Below are 16,383 nucleotides of genomic sequence, written 5' to 3' on the forward strand. Positions count from 1 at the left end.
CGCCACACCCGGACCCGCCACACCCGGACCCGCCACACCCGGACCCGCCACACCCGGGCCCGCGTCCGCGGACTCGCCGGTCACGCCGGGCGACGTGCCGGACCGCACGTCGCGAAGCACGCCGTACCTGCCCAGGCCGACCGGTCGCCATCCGGTCGGCACCACGTCCCTGCACCTGACGGACTCCTCCCGGCCGGACCCCTGGGTGCCCGGGGCGGAGGCGAGGGAGCTCATGGTCTCCCTCTGGTATCCGGCGAAGTCGCCGGGCGGGCGGCGGGCGCCGTACATGACGGCGAAGGAGTCCGAGCTCGTCCTGAAGGGGACGGGGATGACCGGCGTGCCGCCGGACGCGCTGAGCGGGACGCGTACCAACGCGTTCGTCGGCGCGGAACCGGCCGGACGTCGGCGCGGCCTGCCCCTGGTGGTGCTCTCCCCCGGCTTCACCTGGCCCAGGAGCTCGCTGACGGCCCTGGCCGAGGACCTCGCGAGCCGCGGCTACGTGGTGGCCGGCATCGACCACACCTACGAGAACTTCGCGACGACCTTCCCCGACGGGCGGGTCACCACCTGTGCCGCGTGCGAACTCGAAACCGACGACTTCGGCGGGAAGGCGGTGCGGAGCCGGGCGGCCGACACCTCCTTCGTGCTGGACGAGCTGGCCGGCCCGCACCCGAAGTGGAGGGGCGGCGCCCTGATCGACCCGACCCGGATCGCGATGGCGGGCCAGTCCCTCGGCGGTGCGAGCGTCGCCGAGACCATGCTGAAGGACCCCCGGGTACGCGCCGGGATCAACATGGACGGCCAGATGTTCGCCCCGATCCCCGCGAGCGGGCTGGCGCGGCCGTTCATGTTCCTGGGCGTACGGGGACCGCACAGCCCGGGAAGCGCCGAGGACCCCACGTGGGACCGCGACTGGCGGCACCTGACCGGCTGGAGGCGCTGGCTCGTGGTGGCCGGGGCGGTGCATGCGTCCTTCACCGACTACGACCTGCTCGCCCGGCAGATCGGCGTCGACCTCGGCGGCACCCTCTCCGGCCCCCGCACGGTGGAGATCACCCGCGGGTACGTCCGGGCCTTCTTCGACCGGCACCTGCGCGCGAAGCCGCAGCCCCTGCTGGAGAGGCCGTCGCCCCGCTACCCCGAGGTCGCCTTCTGCTCCCCGGAGACGAAGACCTGCCGATAGGGGAGACCGGCCGGTGTCCCGCACGGCTCGCCTCACGGAAGGTCAGGGGCGGGCCGGGCGTCGGGCCGGGGCCGAGGCCGTCGGGACGGGCGCGTCGCGGCCCGTCCTCCACCGGGCCTCTAGGAGATCCTGCGGCGGTAGGTGTTCATGGCGAGGACGTAGGCGACGACCAGGATGCCGGCGCACCAGGCCAGGGCGATCCAGATGTCGGCGCCGACCGGCTGCCGGGTGAACAGGGCGCGGACGGCGTTGACGATGGACGTCACCGGCTGGTGCTCGGCGAAGGCGCGCACCGGGCCGGGCATGGTGCCGGTGGGAACGAACGCCGAGCTGAGGAACGGCAGGAAGATGAGCGGGTAGGAGAACGCGCTCGCGCCCTCCACGGTCTTGGCCGTCAGGCCGGGGATGACGGCGATCCACGTCAGCGCCAGGGTGAACAGGATCAGGATGCCGGCGACCGCGAGCCACGCCGACACACCCGCCGTCGACCGGAAGCCCATGAGCAGGGCGACGAGCACGACGACCGCGAGTGAGATCAGGTTGGCGACCAGCGAGGTCAGCACGTGCGCCCACAGCACCGACGAGCGTGCGGTCGGCATGGACTGGAACCGTTCGAAGATGCCGCCCTTCATGTCCATGAACAGCCGGTACGCGGTGTAGGCGATGCCCGAGGCGATCGTGATGAGCAGGATGCCGGGCAGCAGGTAGCTCACATACGGCTCTGACCGCGACCCGGTGTCGATCGCGCCGCCGAACACGTAGACGAACATCAGCATCATGCCGATCGGCATGACCGCGGTCGTGATGATGGTGTCCGGGCTGCGTGCGATGTGACGCAGGGACCGTCCCAGCAGGACGGCGGTGTCACCGAGGAAATGCTTGCTCATCGTCGCTCCTTCACGCGTTCGTGCCGGCGTCGCGGTCATGGCCGCCGGCGCCTCTGGCGCCGACGAGTGCGAGGAAGATCTCCTCCAGGGTCGGCTGCTTCTCGACGTACTCGGTCTTGGCGGGCGGCAGGAGCCGCTTGAGCTCGGCGAGGGTGCCGTCGACGATGATCCGGCCCTCGTGGAGGATCGCGATCCGGTCGGCGAGCTGTTCCGCCTCGTCGAGGTACTGCGTGGTGAGCAGCACCGTCGTGCCGCGCGCGGCGAGTTCCCTGACGGTCTGCCACACCTCGATGCGCGCCTGGGGGTCGAGCCCGGTCGTCGGCTCGTCCAGGAAGATGACCGGAGGGTTCCCGACCAGGCTCATCGCGATGTCGAGGCGGCGGCGCATGCCACCGGAGTACGTCGACGCCTTCCGGCCGCCCGCGTCGGTCAGCGAGAACCGCTCCAGCAGGTCGTCGGCGACCTCGCCCGGATTCCTGACGTGCCGCAGCCGGGCGACCAGCACGAGGTTCTCCCGTCCGGTGAGGATCTCGTCCACGGCGGCGAACTGCCCGGTCAGGCTGATCGACTCGCGCACGTCCGCGGCCCGCGTGGCGACGTCGAAGCCGTTGACGAGGGCCGTGCCGGCGTCGGCCCGAAGCAGCGTGGACAGGATCTTCACGGCCGTGGTCTTGCCGGCGCCGTTGGAGCCGAGCAGGGCGAAGATGCTGCCCCGCGCCACGGTGAAGTCCACGCCGCGCAGCACCCGCAGCTCCCCGTAGGACTTCTCCAGCCCCCGCACCCGGATCGCCGGGGCCTGCTGTGTCGTCTGTGTCGTCATCGCCCGGTCCTGTCCTCTCCCGCGGGCTCCTCGCCGGCGGCACGCTTGACGGCGTCGGTGAGACGGTTGCGCTCCCGGATCCGCCACTGTCCGGCCGGGTAGTTGGCCGTGAACGCCTCCACGAACTCCACGGGGTCCTCCCCGAAGAGGCCGCGGATCGGGATCCCGTCCGCCGCGCTCTGCTCGAACAGGTCGGCGATGTCCTCGTACATCGTCACGTCGGCGCCGTCGGTCAGCCCGAGGTGCAGCAGGTAGCGCTCCATCGCCTCGGCCGCCGTACGGTAGTCGGGGGGAAGCTCCTTGATCCGCGCCTTGTACCGCCGGTAGCGCCGCTTGTCCTCCAGTGACCCGGTGACCACCTCCAGGTAGCGCAGGTAGCGGTTCTTCGGCTCGTTCGACTCTGCCGCCATGGCTACTCGCCTCCTTCGCGGAGCTGTTCGAGCCTTCCGGCCAGGAAGCTCCAGGTCGTCCAGAATTCTTCGAGGTACTCCCGCCCCTGAGCGTTGAGGGAGTACACCTTGCGCGGCGGCCCCTTCTCGGACGGGACCTTCTCCACGTCGACCAGGCCGCGCTGCTCGACCCTGACCAGCAGGGCGTAGATGGTGCCCTCGGCGATGTCGGAGAAGCCCTGGTCGCGCAGCCAGGCAGTGATCTCGTAGCCGTAGGCGGACCGGCCGGCCAGGATCGCGAGGACGATGCCCTCCAGCGTTCCCTTGAGCATCTCCGTCACGAGCTTGCCCATGGAACACCTCCCTTCTTCCAACTACTTGGTGTCGCTGACTACCGGTATAAAGTAACACTGACTACCGGTACTTAGCAACGCCGAATAGCAAGGGCGCGGTGAGGTCGCGGGCACGTGAACGGAGGCGCCTGGCCGCCGCTCGCGGCGAGCACGTCGGGCGCGGCGGACGCGATGGGTGTGGCGGGTTCCCGGCCGGGCGGCCCTCTACGGCGTCTCCCGCGGCCGGCCATCGGCCGGGCGGCCGTCTCTGCGGTCTTCCGTGGCGGGTCCTCGGCCCGGAGGTCGTCTACGGCTTCTTCCGTGGCGGATCCTCGGCCGGGAACGTCTTCCGTGGCGGGTCCTCGGCCGGGAACAGGATCGGGCTGAGCAGGTGCCGGGTGCGGTGCGGGGCCGGGCCGTACGCCAGCCGGGGCAGGATCGCGGCGCGCAGCTCCTCGATCAGCCCGGCGCGCTCCTCCTCGCTGAGCCAGACCGCGTGCTGCCGGTAACCGACCAGGTCGGCCGCCGGATCGGCGCCGTCCCGGTCGAGGTAGGCGCCGAACTCGGCGATCAGGGTGGCCATGGCGGCGGCGAACACGCGCCGATGGTCCTCGGGGGACAGCGACGCGGCCGCCCCGGCGTCCACGGTCACCCGCTCCCGGTGCAGCCGGTAGCGGCGCTCCACCGCGCCGCGCACCCGCTGCTCGCCGGCCACCTCCAGGAGGCCGTGCTCGGCGAGCAGGCCGACGTGCCGGTACACGGTGGCCTTGGAGACGTCGGGTATCCGCTCGCACAGCTGGGCGGTGGTGAGGGTCCGGTCGCCCGACAGGGCGTGCACGACGCGCAGCCGTACCGGATGTGCGAGCAGTTCCAACGCGTCCACCGCGTCATGCTCGCAGAGCGCCCGACCGTTCGCAATCTTGCGAACGGTGCCGATCGGGTCTACCGTTCTCAAATATGCGAAAGGTCAGTCCGCGTACCCGGCCCGCTCCTCCCGATCAGGCCGCGCGCCCGGTTCGACCCTCCGCCCGGATCGCGCACCCGGTCCGGTCCCCGCCCGAAGGAGCGACGATGCACGGTCAGCCCGTCGAGAACGCCCCCGCGAGTCCCGCGAGTCCCGCGACGGCGGCCGGTACGGCGCCGCCGCTGGGACGCCTCCACGACGTGGACGGCAGGCGGCTGCTGCTGCACCGCGCGGGCACCGGCGGTCCGAGCGTGGTGTTCCTGCCCGGAGCCGGACTGGTCGGGCTGGACTTCCTGAACCTCCAGGAGCGGGCCGCCGGACTCACCACCGCCGTCGTCTACGACCGCGGCGGAACCGGCTGGAGCGACCCGGCCCGCCTGCCCCGCTCCGCCGCCGAGGTCGCGGGCGAGCTCCGGGACCTGCTGCGCGCCGCCGGAGTGCCCGCGCCGTACCTGCTGGCCGGGCACTCGCTGGGCGCGTTCTACGCCCGCCGCTACGCGCAGCTCTTCCCCGGCGAGGTCGCCGGACTGCTGCTGCTCGACCCCGGCCACGAAGACATTTTCGACCACCTGCCCGAAGGGTCCGCCGAGCTGAACGAGCGGATGAAGCAGGACCCGGAGACGATGCCGGACCTCACCGGCGAGCAACTCGCCTCCGCCCGCGCCGCGCTGACCGGGCTGCTGGCCGGATGGCCCGACGGAGTCCGCGAAGCGCTCGTCGAGCACCACCTCACCGACTGGCGGACCCAGCTCCACGAGACGGCCAACTTCGAGACCGAGATCTACGGCGAGCTGCGGAACGGCGGGCCGCTCCCCGACGTGCCGCTGGTCCTCCTCACCGCGGGCGGGCGCAACCCGTACTGGGCGCACTTCATGACCGAGGAGCAGATGCGCGCCGCGCACGACGGCATCCGCGCCATGCACGCCGCGCTGGCCGCGTCCGTCCCACGAGGGGAGCGCCGGGAGCTGCCGGGAGCCTCCCACCAGTACCTGCACATCGAGCAGCCCGACGCGGTGCTGGACGCCCTCCGCGACCTCCTCGCCGCCGCCCGCGCCCGGTGACGACGGAGGACCCGGAGGACCGGCCGCATGCCGTAAGGCGTCCGTCGGCCACGGCCCGGAGCGGTGGTCCGTTGTTCCGCCGCGCCACCGCGGGTGGCAGACTCTCCCGCGATGAGCGATGAACACTCTCCCGCGACGAGCGGCGAACACCTTCCCGCGACGAGCGGTGAAGATCCTCCCGCGACGAGTGGCGAACGGAAGACACTGACCGGGCCCGACGGCGCCCCGGTGATCGGTTATGTGGAGGACGTCCGTGACGGGCGTCCCTGGGCCCGTCACGTCGAGGAGCTCGGCCCGGGAGCCGTCGACGCCGTCATGTCGAACCTGTCCGGCTGGGCCGTGTCGGCGCCGGTCGAGTTCGCCCGGCGTCTCGTCGCGCGAGGCGCCGGGACGCTGCGGCACGCGCACCGGATGCGATGCGACCTGTCGGCCGTACGGCCGGCCGCGGGCGCGGCCCCGGACGGCTTCCGGTTCGTCCCCTGGGACCGTCCGCCCGCCGACGTCTTCCCCGCGTGGTTCGCGGCCTACCCGCCCGGACATCCCGACCACCGCCCCAGGGACGCCCGCAAGGCCCTCGACGAGGAGCTCGTCCCTCTGTTGCGCGGTGAGCTGATGGGCCCTGTGCTCCCGTGCGCCGTCCTCGCCGTGCGGAACGACACGGGGGGAGAGGACGAGGTGGTGGGCGGCGTCCTGGTCACCGCCCCGAACGAGGGCCCGTGGGTCACGGATGTCTTCCGGCATCCGGACCGGTCGCCCCGCGGCCTCGGCTCACTCATGCTCTCGGCGGTCCTGTCCCGGGCCGCCGCCGACGGGCTGACCGAGATCGGCCTGGCGGTCACCGAGGGGAACCCCGCACGGCGCGTGTACGAGAGGCTCGGGTTCCAGGTGGTCACCACCTGGATCACCGTCCTGATCTGACGGCTCCCCTCCGGCGTCCACCTGGATCGGCGCCCCCGGGCGAGGTCCCGGCCCGAGGCTCAGCAGTACGAGCGCAGGCGCCAGATCTTCAGCAGCGCCTTCGGCGCCTTGTCCAGGCAGCCGCCCGTGTCACCGCGGTAGGACCAGGCGCCGTGGGCGCTCCTGCGCCACACGTGAGGTCCGTCCTGGTAGCTGATCGGGTCGCCCTTGACGCCGATGGAGCCGACCGCCCAGTACACGTCCCTGCCGCCGCTCTTGACCTTGCCGTAGTAGACGTGCTTCGGCCCGTCCACATTCTTGCGGTCGGCCTTCGGGTGGTACGGGCTGTTGTAGTACCCCTTCCAGTAGGCGTCGGCGAGCGCGTGGCGGACCTTCGCGGTTACCTTGAGGTTGACGGCCGTCTCCCGGGGCCGCGCGGCATGTGAGGCCGCCTCCCGGGATTGTGAGATCGCCTCCTGGGACTGCGAGGCCGTCGAGGACCGCACGGCGCCCATCGCCGTCCCCGGTGAGAGGGTGGTCACGGTGATCGCCGCCACCGCGGCTACCGCGAACCGGTGTGCTGTCTTGGTCATGTTCGCTCTCCCATCGCGTTTTGAACTTCGACGCTCCTCGGCGCCGAAAAGTTGGGAGCGAACGGACGGATTCGGGGGACGCCGCTGGGACGGCGGGGCTTCCGCGTGCCATCCTCGGAAGGTGACAGCGATCAAGGAGAGCGGGCCGGCGGCCGGTCGGAGACTTCCCCGGCGGCTGCTCCTGGCCGCGCTGACCGGGGTGATCCTCACCGCCCTCCTGGTGGGAGCCGCCTTCCTGATGATGCGGTCCCTCATCGGCTCGGGGACCTGCGACCAGTCCTTCGCCTGCCTCGGCGCCATCGGCCTGACCTGGTTCGTGGGCCGCTGGGTGGCGGTCGTCCTCGCCTGGCCGCTGCTGCACCTGCTGCGCGTACGGCCGGCCTGGCCCGTCGCCGTGGCGGCGCTCCTCTTCCTGGTGGCGATCTGGCGGTTCGCCCAGTCGTCCTGGGCGGGAGACGGCGCCTCCGCCCTCATCCTGCTCAGCGGCGTGATCGCCTACCCGCTCGCCGCCCTCATCACCGCGCCGCGGCTCGCCTGGCCGTGGCGCGCCGTACCCGCCGCCCTGTTCCTGGCGCTCTGCGTCCTGCCCTTCCTGCCCGCACCCTGACTCCCGGGGCACGGTGCGGTACACGTCTCGTGTTTTCATCGCGGGATGAACGTCGAGAACCTCATGGTGCCTGAAGAGAGGCCGAGTCACCGCGTCCGGCGGAGGACCGGTGACGACGTCGAGGAGTGCGCGCGGCTCCTCGCGGAAGTCCACCGGCGGGACGGCTACCCGGTGAACTGGCCCGACCGGCCCGGCGAGTGGCTGTCGCCCGACGCCTCACTGGGTTGCTGGGTCGCCGAACTCGACGACCGCCTCGTCGGCCATGTCGGTCTGTCATGGGGCGGCGAAGGTGACCTGGCCCCGGCGCTGTGGAGCGAGCGGAACGGGACGACGCCGGACTCGGCCGCCGTGGTCGGCAGGCTGTTCGTCTCTCCGCGGGCGAGGGGGCATCGGATCGGCGCGCTGCTGATCGGCCGGGTGGTGGAGGAGGCGCGACGTCACGGGCTGCATCCGGTGCTCGACGTCGTCGCGTCCGACACCGCCGCGACGGCCCTGTACGAACGGCTGGGCTGGGAACGGCTGGCCACCGTCGGGCAACGGTGGAACCCGCACCGGACGGTGGCCGTCCACTGTTACGCGGCACCGTCGTGAAACGGCCGAAGCGGTGAGGGTCCATCGGGTCTGGCAGGAGGCGCCGATCGCGCAGGGGTGGCTCTCCACGACCCATATCGCCGAGCACGGCGCCACGCGGCGGGGGAGAGGCCGGGGAGGATCTCCCTCCCCGGAGGGAGCGGGAATATCGCCTGCGTCGGCGATCCGCACGGCGGGGCCGGATCGGCAGGATCGACGACATCACCAGCACTTCCCCCCGAACCCATGGAGATGTCCACGATGAAGCGCACCCGCGTCGCCGCCGCCGGTCTCGCCCTCGCCGCCCTGTTTCCGGCCGCGCTCTCGGCCGCGAGCACCCCGGCGCTCGCCGCCGTCACCGCGGGACCGTCCGCGGTCACGGCGGGGACGTTCTCCGCCATCGCGGGGCCGTCCGCCGTACGGACCGCGGTGCCGCCGATCAACGAGGCGGCATTGAGGCGGAGCATCGCCGGCCTGCCCGCGGCCGACGCCACCGCCGCCGAGGTCAGAGTCGGCGGCTCGGCCGGATCCTGGCACGGCGTCGCGGGCATCACCGACCTGCGCACCGAGCGGCCCGCCAGGGAGGGCGCCCGCTTCCGGGCCGGCAGCGTGACCAAGATCCTCACCGTCTCGGTCGTGCTGCAGCTCGTGGCCGAGGGCAGGGTCTCGCTCGACGACACGGTGCAGGACCGCCTCCCCGGCCTGCTGCCCGCCGGCTATCCCGTGATCACGGTCGGACAGCTCCTCAACCACACCAGCGGCCTGCCCGCGCCGACGAACGACGGCGGTTTCGAGCAGGTCTACGCCACCCGGTTCGAGAAGGTGAACCCCGAGGAGTACGTCGCGGAGGCCGTGAAGAACCCGATCGAGTTCGAGCCGGGCACTCGGCAGCACTACCTCAACATCAACACGTTCGTGGCGGGCCTGCTGATCGAGAAGGTCACCGGCCGCTCCTACGAGCATGAGGTGACCACCCGGATCCTGCGGCCCGTCGGCATGCGCGACAGCTACCTGCCCGGCGAGTCCGTCAGGATCCGCGGACGGCACAACCACGGCTACCAGGTCGTCCCCGAGGGCTTCCCGGACGCGATCAGGTACGGCGAGGGCCACGTCGTGGACATGACCGAGGGCAGTGCGACCTCCACCTGGGCCTCCGGTGACCTGATCTCCACCACGGCCGACCTGGAGAGGTTCATCAAGGCCCTGTTCCGCGGCAAGGTGGTGCCCGCCGCGCAGATCGAGCCCATGTTCACCGTGCCGAAGGTCACGATGTACGGCGACGACCACCCCGCCGTCTACACCTCGGGCCTGACCAGGCTGGAGATGCCCGGCGGCATCATCGCGTACGGCAAGACCGGAGCGAGGTACGGCAGCGCGGCCGGCGTCGGCGCCACCCGCGACCTGAGCCGCACGGTCGCCTACTCGATCAACTCCACCGACGCCAAGGCCGCGGGCCAGAACGAACGCGGCCTCGGCATCGCGCTCGCGGCCTTCGCCGACTGACGTGCTCTCCCGCCTGCGGGCGGGAGACGCCCCCTTGCCCTCTCCGGCGGACCGCTGTCCCGCCGGCACTGCTCCCGCGTGCGCCGCTACGGCAGGGCGGGCACGGCCGGCGCGGTGTCGGTCCAGCCGACCTCGAGCATGGTCCGGGTGCTGGTCTCGTTGAAAGACAACTTGCCTCTGACCGTGGTCGCCTGACTCTCGGACAGCAGAAGCATCGTGCCGGTGTCCACGATCAGGTCGACCTTGTCCTTGACCGTCAGTCCGTTCCTCTGAACGGTCTTCGGGCGGTCGATCGACAGGGCCGCGCCGGCTCTGCCCATGCCGTCCTTGGACTCTCCCCGCGCACGGACGGTGGGCATCGTCAGCAAGGCCTGGTAGGCCGCGGCGCGGACGTTCCTGGGCGCCGGAAGCCAATAGAGCATCTCCGGCAGCGCTCCGGTGATGTACCCGTCCACCTTGTCCTGCTTGACCCGTGAGACCCGCGCGGCCTCGGAGAGCCAGGACTTCAACGCGTTCGGGTCCGCGGGCAGCCGCTGGACCTCGTCGTACGTCAGCCGTTGTCCGGCCAGAGAGAACGTGTCGTCGTTGCCGCGTACGGGCCCGACGTGGCCCTTGCCCGGCTCGGCCGACAGCTTCACGACCTGGCCGTCGGCCGTGCGGGTCCACTTGGCCGGCGAGCCGTCGCGACGCCACGCCTTCCGGTCCGCCGCGCTCTTCGGATACGCCCCCGCCTCCCGGTATCCGAACCAGGCCTTGCCGTCGGGCGCGGTCCATTCCTCGATGAGCCCCCGCTCCACCACCCAGTAGCGATTCGCGCCGCTGCCCATCTGGCGGGGACCGGTGCGCTGGGTCAGCACCCTCGTATGCCAGTAGGCGCCTTCCGGTAGATCTGACGCGGCGGCGGCGAGCCGTGTCTCCGGTGCCTGAACGACGCTCGGCAGGCCCGGCAGGGCGGTGGCGCCCACGGCGGCCAGGCCGGCGCCGACGGCGATCAGCAGCCGGACCGATGCGGTCGCGAGCTTCATGTGTCTCCTCCAGAGGTTCGAAGCGATGCCTCCCAATACGCCTGAGCGCCGCACAAGGTTGCCCGCGAAACCAGGGCAACTGTTGGAGGATCGAAAGCGTATTAGGTGGCGTGAAACCGGATGGACAAACGTGAGCAGCGCGGAGGGTGACTTCGGCGCATTCGTAGCCGCAAGGGCTACCGCCCTGCTGCGGGTCGCCTACCTCGCCTGCGGGAACAAGGCGGAAGCGGAGGACCTGCTGCAGACGGCGCTGGAGCGCACCTACAAGAACTGGGACAGGGTGCGGTACGAAAGGCCCGAGCCCTACGTGCGCCGCATCATCATCAACACCGCTATCAGCCAGGCCCGCCGCCGGGCGATTCTGAACATCATCCCGATGCGCATCCTGCCGGACAGGGCGGCGCGTTCGACCGACGTCGATCTGCGCCACCTGCTCATGGACGCGCTGCGCGGCCTGCCTCCCCGGCAGCGCGCGGTGGTCGTCCTGCGGTACTGGGAGGACCTCACCGAGGCGCAGACCGCGGAGGTGCTCGGCTGCACGGTCGGCACGGTGAAAAGTCAGACGTCGAAGGCGATGGCCAAGCTGCGTGTAGCACTCGGCGAGGCACCCGTGGAAGGAGCGATCGGCAATGCCCACACTTGAGGAACGCCTCCGCCAGGCCATGGCGGACGAGACCGCGGAGCTGCACGCCGCGCCCGACCTGATGGACCGGGTCACCGGGCCCACGAGGCGGAAGAGGACACCGGGCAGGGTCGCGGCTCTGGCCGCGACGGTGGCCGCCCTCGTGGCAGGCCCCTTCTACCTGACGGTGGGTCCGGGCGCTGTGCAGTCGCCCGTCGCGTCGGAGACGGCTGCCGTGTCCGAGACGCAGGGACCGCCCGCCATCGACGACACCCCGCCCGTGCCGTCCACTCCCCCGAGCCTCGGGGACCTGGGCGACGGGAAGACGCTCAAGCACGTCAAGGTGGGCTACCTGCCCGAACGCCTGCGGTGGAGCAACTGGTCGGTGGACTACGGCGACAGCTACTCGACCTCGTGGAACTTCGACGGCGACAAGAAGGGCTTCTACTGCGTGCAGATCTTCGTGTACGAGGGTGAGGCAGTCCAGGAGGTCGAGGACCGTGTGCGGGCGTACCGCGATGAGGGGGAGGGCGAAGCGGTGACCATCGGCGACCGGACCGGCTATTCGGTCCTCGCGAACGTCGGCGAGGACGGCATGAAGGGCACCCCCACGCTCATCCTGAACATGGGGGAGCAACGGCGAGCCGAGATCACGTTCAGCCCCGTGTACGTGAAGAAATTCCCCGACGACAAGGCCGTCGACCGCGAGCTGACCAAGATCGCCGAAGGTCTCACCGCCGACAGCTGACGCTGTGGCCGGAAACATTCGCCGGGTCGGTGGTCAGGTTGCACCGATGTGGCGAACCCGGCCGACCGACCCGCGTGGTGAAGGCCCACAGACACCGTTTCGTCGCCCGCGGTTCGCCGAGAACGGCGAACCGGCCGCCGAGGGCGGCCGGTGCGATCGTCACCACGCCCGGCACTCGGCAGGGGGAGTGCGGCTCGAACCAGATGACGGCGCGGTCGCCCTCGAAGATCCGCCCTGGAACCTTACAGGTTCCCAAATTCCTGCCAGGCGGTGATCTTTGAAAAGGCCCTGCGCATCGGCTCACCCCGACAGCGGGAAGAGAGGCCAGCCACCGTGCGCGACCGAAGTCCGGGATTCCCGTCCTGGTGGTCGCCACGGTCACTGCGCCTTCCGGGCCACCTTTGACAGGAGGATTCATGGCACTGACGAAGAAAATCATCGCGGCGGCGGCTCTGCGCACGTCGGCGATCCTGGTTCCGGCCGCCATCGCGGCGTCGCCGGCTTCCGCCTCGGCGTCGGGTTCCGTCTCCATCAGGTCGAACGGCTGCAACCTGCCGACCCAGGCCAGGGTGCCCAGCAAGTTCATCAAGAGCTACAGCAACTGCAACACCTGCGTCTCCGAGGCGTACAAGCGGTCTCAGAACCCGCTCGGCCTGCGGTACTACTGCACCTACAACCCGAGCAACAACCTGAACGACCTGCACCTCTACCTCGGCTGAGCTGTCTCGTATCTCGGCTGAGCCGTCTCGGCCGAGCGCGAGAAGCAGGCGACCCCGGACCGCCATCCGTCCGGGAGGGCCGCCGGTGGCGTGGGGCACGGACATCCGTGTCCCGGCCACCGGTGGGCCCGCCGCTGACGTGGTGGTGCGGCTCCCCCTCCGCCGCACCACCGCACGGGAGCACCGGGTCTTCAGGCGGGCGGGCCGAGTTCGAACCAGATGACGGTGCCGATGGAGTCGCGGTGGAAGCCCCAGCGGGCGGCGAGCGCGTCGACCAGCGCCAGTCCGCGTCCGCCGGCGGCGTCGGGTCCGGGGTCGCGGGGGCAGGGGATCTGGGAGGAGCCGGGGTCCTGGACGGTGACCAGCACGCCGCGCCCGACGAACGCCATGGTGACGAGGAATTCCCGTGGTCCGCTGTTCGGTCCGGTCGCGTGTTCGACGGCGTTGGTGGCGAGTTCACTGGTGAGCAGTACGGCGTCGTCGCACAGCGGGTGGCCGTCGCCGAGCAGTCCGGCGACGAAGTCGCGGGCGTGCCTGACCTGGTCACGGCTCGCGGGGAAGCGGTGGGAGATCACCGGTAGGTCAGTCCCGGTCCGGCCGGGACGCGGCGGCCAGGCGGCTCGCGCCTCTCCCCGCGCGGGCTTCGGCCGGGCTGGGCCGGTGCTGTTCGGCTGTGTCATTCCGGAACGGCGGACGAGCACGCCGAGCAGCCGCGACAACAGTCGTGCCGCTCTCTCCACCTCTCCATCCGGTCGGGAACGCGGGGTCGGGTCCATCGGTTCGTCGGTCTGACGCTTCGAAGTCATGCCGGCACCCCTTCATGACGTGCCCCGCGCCTGCTTCTGTACGGCGAACGCGGTCCCGGTGGTGAGTCCCCCACGTACGGGTCCTGCGGGTGCGGCCCTCCTCGTCCGTACGGTGTGACGGCGGCCGCGGCCGGTCGTGTGTGCCGCCCTTGGCTCGTGGGGGGTCCTGCGGCCGGCCTGCCGGCCGGGAATCCCGTGGCCGGGTGGAACAGCCTGGGGGAGCGGGCCGTGGTGGGCTTCGCCGTGCCGGGGAAGGGGCGGTCGCACAGGCCGAGCCGCCTGCGGGCGGTCATCCGGGCGTGGACCTGGGCGGGTGTGGGCTGCTCCCACAGGTGTCCGGGGCGGTGGGGCAGGCCGTGGGTGTCGTGGGCGTAGGGCGGGTGGCCGCACCAGCGGCACCCCAACGGGGTGGGTGGGTGTTCGGCGTGCCAGCGGACCCGGATGATCCGCAGGGCTCGGTTAGGGTTGGGCACGGGTCGCACCTCCGCGTGCGATCAAGGCCCTGCCAGGTGACTAGCCTCGCCTGGCGGGGCCGTTTCCTTCATGGACTATGAGGGTTCCGGGGCTTGCCTGGAGCCTGTTTCCACAGGCTGTGGATAAGTGCGCGGATCGTCAGACGGGCCCCTGGGGCCGCTCAGGCTCCGGCGCCGTCGCCCGCTCGTCGGCCTGGGCTCGCGGCCACTCGGCCTGCTCCCCGGACCGGACCCGCCCCGGGTCGGTCCGTTCTCCGAACCGGATCCGCCGCAGCTCCGCGCATCGAGCGACGACCAGGCGGGCGACCTCCTCGGCCCCGGACACCGGCCGCGAGGCGTAGGCGGGCCGCCCGCCCCGCTCGTCCCACCCGGCCTGCCACCAGAACCGCTCCCCGTTGCACCACACCACCAAGCCGTCCCGCACCGACACGAGCGCCAGCCCGTAACCGTCATGGACATCGGCCACGACACCCAGCGCCCCAAACTCCCGCCGCAACCGCTCGGCGGCGCCGTACGGCTCTGTCAAGGGTGAGGACGAGGCACCGTCCGACATGTCGCCCCCAGGTGAGACTTGATGACTCCGCGTAATTCCCTTCCAAGAAAACCGCAGGTGGCCGACGATGGAAGGAGCCTTGAAGGGGCCTGGCAACAGGGGCCTCCGGGAGGCCCCGCACACCCATTGAGGGGCCACGATCCGGCCTACACGCGATGAACGAGGGGAGCCGGCATGGCGACGGACGGCCTGACGCTCGAAGAGCTGGTCAGACAGGCACGGCAGGCCAAGGACCTCACCCAGGCCGGCCTCGCCGATCGGCTCGCCAGAGTGTCGGGGCAGTCCACGATCACCCGCAACGAGGTCTCCCGCTGGGAGCGCGGTCGGCGGCTGCCCATGGCCTGGCTGCCGTGGCTGAGCATCGTCCTCGATGTTCCGCTGGCCGTACTCGACCAGGCGGCCGTCCTGTCGCGCGCCAAGCGGCTGGGCGTCACCGTCCCCGACACGAATGATGACCACCTGTCGCTCTTCGGCGACGGCTGGACGAAGGAGAGCAATGCGGCCATGGCGGAAGGACTGACCGTGGAAGACGATGCCATATCGGAGGAGAACGCCCTGCGGATCGCCCACGAATGGCTCATCGTGGAGCCGCCTCAGCTCCATGAGATCCGGGCGGGGCGCCGCGTCGGCCATGAACTGGTCGACCGGATCGAGGCCCGCATCGACCGGTTGCGGCATCTGGACGACTACGTCACCGGTCCGGACCTGCACACCCTCATCTCTCAAGAACTGCGCGCGACCGCCACGGTGCTCCGGGAGGCCGCCTACAAGGAGGACGTGGGCCGCCGCCTGCTGAGCGCGGTGGGGGAGCTCTGCCAACTCGCGGGATGGGTCATCTCGGACGCCGGACAGTACGGCCGTGGCCGCGCGTACTACGTCAAGGGCATCCAGGCCGCCCACGCCGCGGGGAACGAGCCGGTGGCCGCCAACCTTCTGTCCTCGCTGAGCTACCAGATGGCCAGCGTCGGAGATCCGAGGAAGGCCACCGTCATGGCCCGCACGGCGGTGAAGGGAGCCGAGCGGTCGAGCACACCGCTCACCCGCGCGCTGCTGCTGGAACGGGTGGCCTGGGCGCATGCGAAGGCGGGGGAGTCCACGTCCGCTGAACGGGCACTCGGCGAGGTGGACGAGGCGTTCGGGCAGCATCGGGAAGGCGACGAGGACCCCAAATGGGTCTACTGGCTGGACCGGACCGAGGTCGATGTGATGGCCGGCCGGTGCTTCACCGAACTCGCCCGCCCGCTCAAGGCCGAGCCGCTGCTCAGCCAGGCCATCGGAGCCTACGACACCACCCGGGTACGGGAGGTCTCCCTCTACCTGAGCTGGCTCGCCGACGCCTACGCCCAGGCCCACGAGATCGAGCGGGCGACGGAGGCCGCCTCAACGTCCCTGAGGCTGTCACTCACCATCAACTCGGCCCGCGTCACCGACCGCATAGAGGTCGTCCGCTCCCGATTGCGTCCCTTCACGGGGACCGTCGCCGTTCAGCGGTTCGAGGACTTCTACCGCTCGACGGTAGATGCGATTTGAGATGCGACAGCCGCTGGGGTTGAGAAGAGTGGTCATGGGTTCCGGCCGTGAGCGTGGCGGGTGCCATGCTATGGCTCATGAATGATCAGGGCTTAGACGAC

General features: G+C 71.1%; 19 protein-coding genes and 1 pseudogene. 10 read left to right on the forward strand and 10 right to left on the reverse strand.

From position 1 onward, the window contains the following. Positions 1-234: pseudogene (locus tag AB0D67_RS08930) on the reverse strand (hypothetical protein); the annotation flags it as partial. Between AB0D67_RS08930 and AB0D67_RS08935 the strand changes: the two are divergent. Further along, on the forward strand, positions 233-1,183 hold the full coding sequence (locus AB0D67_RS08935) for an alpha/beta hydrolase (RefSeq protein WP_362931554.1): 951 nt from the start codon (positions 233-235) through the stop codon (positions 1,181-1,183). The pseudogene AB0D67_RS08930 and the gene AB0D67_RS08935 overlap by 2 nt on opposite strands. Before the next feature lie 119 nt (positions 1,184-1,302). Here AB0D67_RS08935 and AB0D67_RS08940 read toward each other — a convergent pair whose 3' ends face one another. From AB0D67_RS08940 to AB0D67_RS08960, 5 genes are all read right to left on the reverse strand, one after another. Further along, positions 1,303-2,070 (reverse strand): ABC transporter permease, encoded by a 768-nt coding sequence (locus AB0D67_RS08940; RefSeq protein WP_362931556.1) that lies wholly within the window; start codon positions 2,068-2,070, stop codon positions 1,303-1,305. A gap of 10 nt (positions 2,071-2,080) precedes the next feature. Continuing rightward, positions 2,081-2,890 (reverse strand): ABC transporter ATP-binding protein, encoded by an 810-nt coding sequence (locus AB0D67_RS08945; RefSeq protein ID WP_362931558.1) that lies wholly within the window; start codon positions 2,888-2,890, stop codon positions 2,081-2,083. Then, on the reverse strand, positions 2,887-3,300 hold the full coding sequence (locus AB0D67_RS08950; RefSeq protein ID WP_362931560.1) for a DUF1048 domain-containing protein: 414 nt from the start codon (positions 3,298-3,300) through the stop codon (positions 2,887-2,889). The genes AB0D67_RS08945 and AB0D67_RS08950 overlap by 4 nt, the downstream gene beginning before the upstream one ends. 2 nt (positions 3,301-3,302) lie before the next feature. Next, positions 3,303-3,632, reverse strand: a complete 330-nt coding sequence (locus AB0D67_RS08955) for a PadR family transcriptional regulator (protein WP_362931562.1) — start codon at positions 3,630-3,632, stop codon at positions 3,303-3,305. Between the two features lie 286 nt (positions 3,633-3,918). Beyond that, positions 3,919-4,494 (reverse strand): helix-turn-helix domain-containing protein, encoded by a 576-nt coding sequence (locus tag AB0D67_RS08960; protein WP_362931564.1) that lies wholly within the window; start codon positions 4,492-4,494, stop codon positions 3,919-3,921. A 188-nt stretch (positions 4,495-4,682) separates the two neighbouring features. On the opposite strand from AB0D67_RS08960, the gene AB0D67_RS08965 reads away from it, so the two are divergent. Together AB0D67_RS08965 and AB0D67_RS08970 are read left to right on the forward strand one after the other, a co-directional pair. After that, positions 4,683-5,636, forward strand: coding sequence for an alpha/beta hydrolase (locus AB0D67_RS08965; RefSeq protein ID WP_362931566.1), 954 nt, complete (start codon positions 4,683-4,685; stop codon positions 5,634-5,636). Positions 5,637-5,747: 111 nt separating this feature from the next. Further along, positions 5,748-6,554, forward strand: a complete 807-nt coding sequence (locus AB0D67_RS08970) for a GNAT family N-acetyltransferase (RefSeq protein WP_362931568.1) — start codon at positions 5,748-5,750, stop codon at positions 6,552-6,554. Between the two features lie 59 nt (positions 6,555-6,613). On the opposite strand, the gene AB0D67_RS08975 is transcribed toward AB0D67_RS08970, so the two are convergent. After that, entirely contained in the window at positions 6,614-7,126 is a 513-nt protein-coding gene (locus AB0D67_RS08975) for a hypothetical protein (protein WP_362931570.1), read from the reverse strand. A gap of 121 nt (positions 7,127-7,247) precedes the next feature. On the opposite strand from AB0D67_RS08975, the gene AB0D67_RS08980 reads away from it, so the two are divergent. The 3 genes from AB0D67_RS08980 to AB0D67_RS08990 all read left to right on the forward strand — a co-directional run bounded on the left by AB0D67_RS08980 (position 7,248) and on the right by AB0D67_RS08990 (position 9,806). Continuing rightward, entirely contained in the window at positions 7,248-7,733 is a 486-nt protein-coding gene (locus AB0D67_RS08980) for a hypothetical protein (protein WP_362931572.1), read from the forward strand. Between the two features lie 45 nt (positions 7,734-7,778). Then, positions 7,779-8,324, forward strand: coding sequence for a GNAT family N-acetyltransferase (locus AB0D67_RS08985; protein ID WP_362931574.1), 546 nt, complete (start codon positions 7,779-7,781; stop codon positions 8,322-8,324). Between the two features lie 240 nt (positions 8,325-8,564). After that, positions 8,565-9,806, forward strand: coding sequence for a serine hydrolase domain-containing protein (locus tag AB0D67_RS08990; protein ID WP_362931576.1), 1,242 nt, complete (start codon positions 8,565-8,567; stop codon positions 9,804-9,806). An 86-nt stretch (positions 9,807-9,892) separates the two neighbouring features. On the opposite strand, the gene AB0D67_RS08995 is transcribed toward AB0D67_RS08990, so the two are convergent. Further along, a complete protein-coding gene (locus AB0D67_RS08995) occupies positions 9,893-10,831 on the reverse strand; it encodes a hypothetical protein (protein ID WP_362931578.1) in 939 nt (312 codons plus the stop codon). A 130-nt stretch (positions 10,832-10,961) separates the two neighbouring features. Here AB0D67_RS08995 and AB0D67_RS09000 point away from each other — a divergent pair, with 130 nt between their 5' ends. The 3 genes from AB0D67_RS09000 (at position 10,962) to AB0D67_RS09010 (ending at position 12,920) form a co-directional block, all read left to right on the forward strand. After that, positions 10,962-11,474 (forward strand): SigE family RNA polymerase sigma factor, encoded by a 513-nt coding sequence (locus tag AB0D67_RS09000; RefSeq protein WP_362931580.1) that lies wholly within the window; start codon positions 10,962-10,964, stop codon positions 11,472-11,474. Continuing rightward, the gene (locus AB0D67_RS09005) at positions 11,461-12,201 is read left to right on the forward strand and encodes a hypothetical protein (protein WP_362931582.1); all 741 of its coding nucleotides are present in this window, start codon (positions 11,461-11,463) and stop codon (positions 12,199-12,201) included. The genes AB0D67_RS09000 and AB0D67_RS09005 overlap by 14 nt, the downstream gene beginning before the upstream one ends. 416 nt (positions 12,202-12,617) lie before the next feature. Then, the gene (locus tag AB0D67_RS09010) at positions 12,618-12,920 is read left to right on the forward strand and encodes a hypothetical protein (protein WP_362931584.1); all 303 of its coding nucleotides are present in this window, start codon (positions 12,618-12,620) and stop codon (positions 12,918-12,920) included. A gap of 191 nt (positions 12,921-13,111) precedes the next feature. On the opposite strand, the gene AB0D67_RS09015 is transcribed toward AB0D67_RS09010, so the two are convergent. Then, positions 13,112-13,495, reverse strand: coding sequence for an ATP-binding protein (locus AB0D67_RS09015; protein WP_362931586.1), 384 nt, complete (start codon positions 13,493-13,495; stop codon positions 13,112-13,114). Positions 13,496-14,338: 843 nt separating this feature from the next. Further along, positions 14,339-14,725: a hypothetical protein gene (locus AB0D67_RS09020; RefSeq protein WP_362931588.1), complete on the reverse strand. Its 387-nt coding sequence runs from the start codon at positions 14,723-14,725 to the stop codon at positions 14,339-14,341. A 201-nt stretch (positions 14,726-14,926) separates the two neighbouring features. Between AB0D67_RS09020 and AB0D67_RS09025 the strand changes: the two genes are divergently transcribed. Continuing rightward, positions 14,927-16,282: a helix-turn-helix transcriptional regulator gene (locus tag AB0D67_RS09025; RefSeq protein WP_362931590.1), complete on the forward strand. Its 1,356-nt coding sequence runs from the start codon at positions 14,927-14,929 to the stop codon at positions 16,280-16,282. Positions 16,283-16,383: the final 101 nt, after the last annotated feature.

It is taken from the genome of Streptosporangium sp. NPDC048047, from assembly GCF_040653115.1.
In the GTDB taxonomy this organism is placed as follows: domain Bacteria; phylum Actinomycetota; class Actinomycetes; order Streptosporangiales; family Streptosporangiaceae; genus Streptosporangium.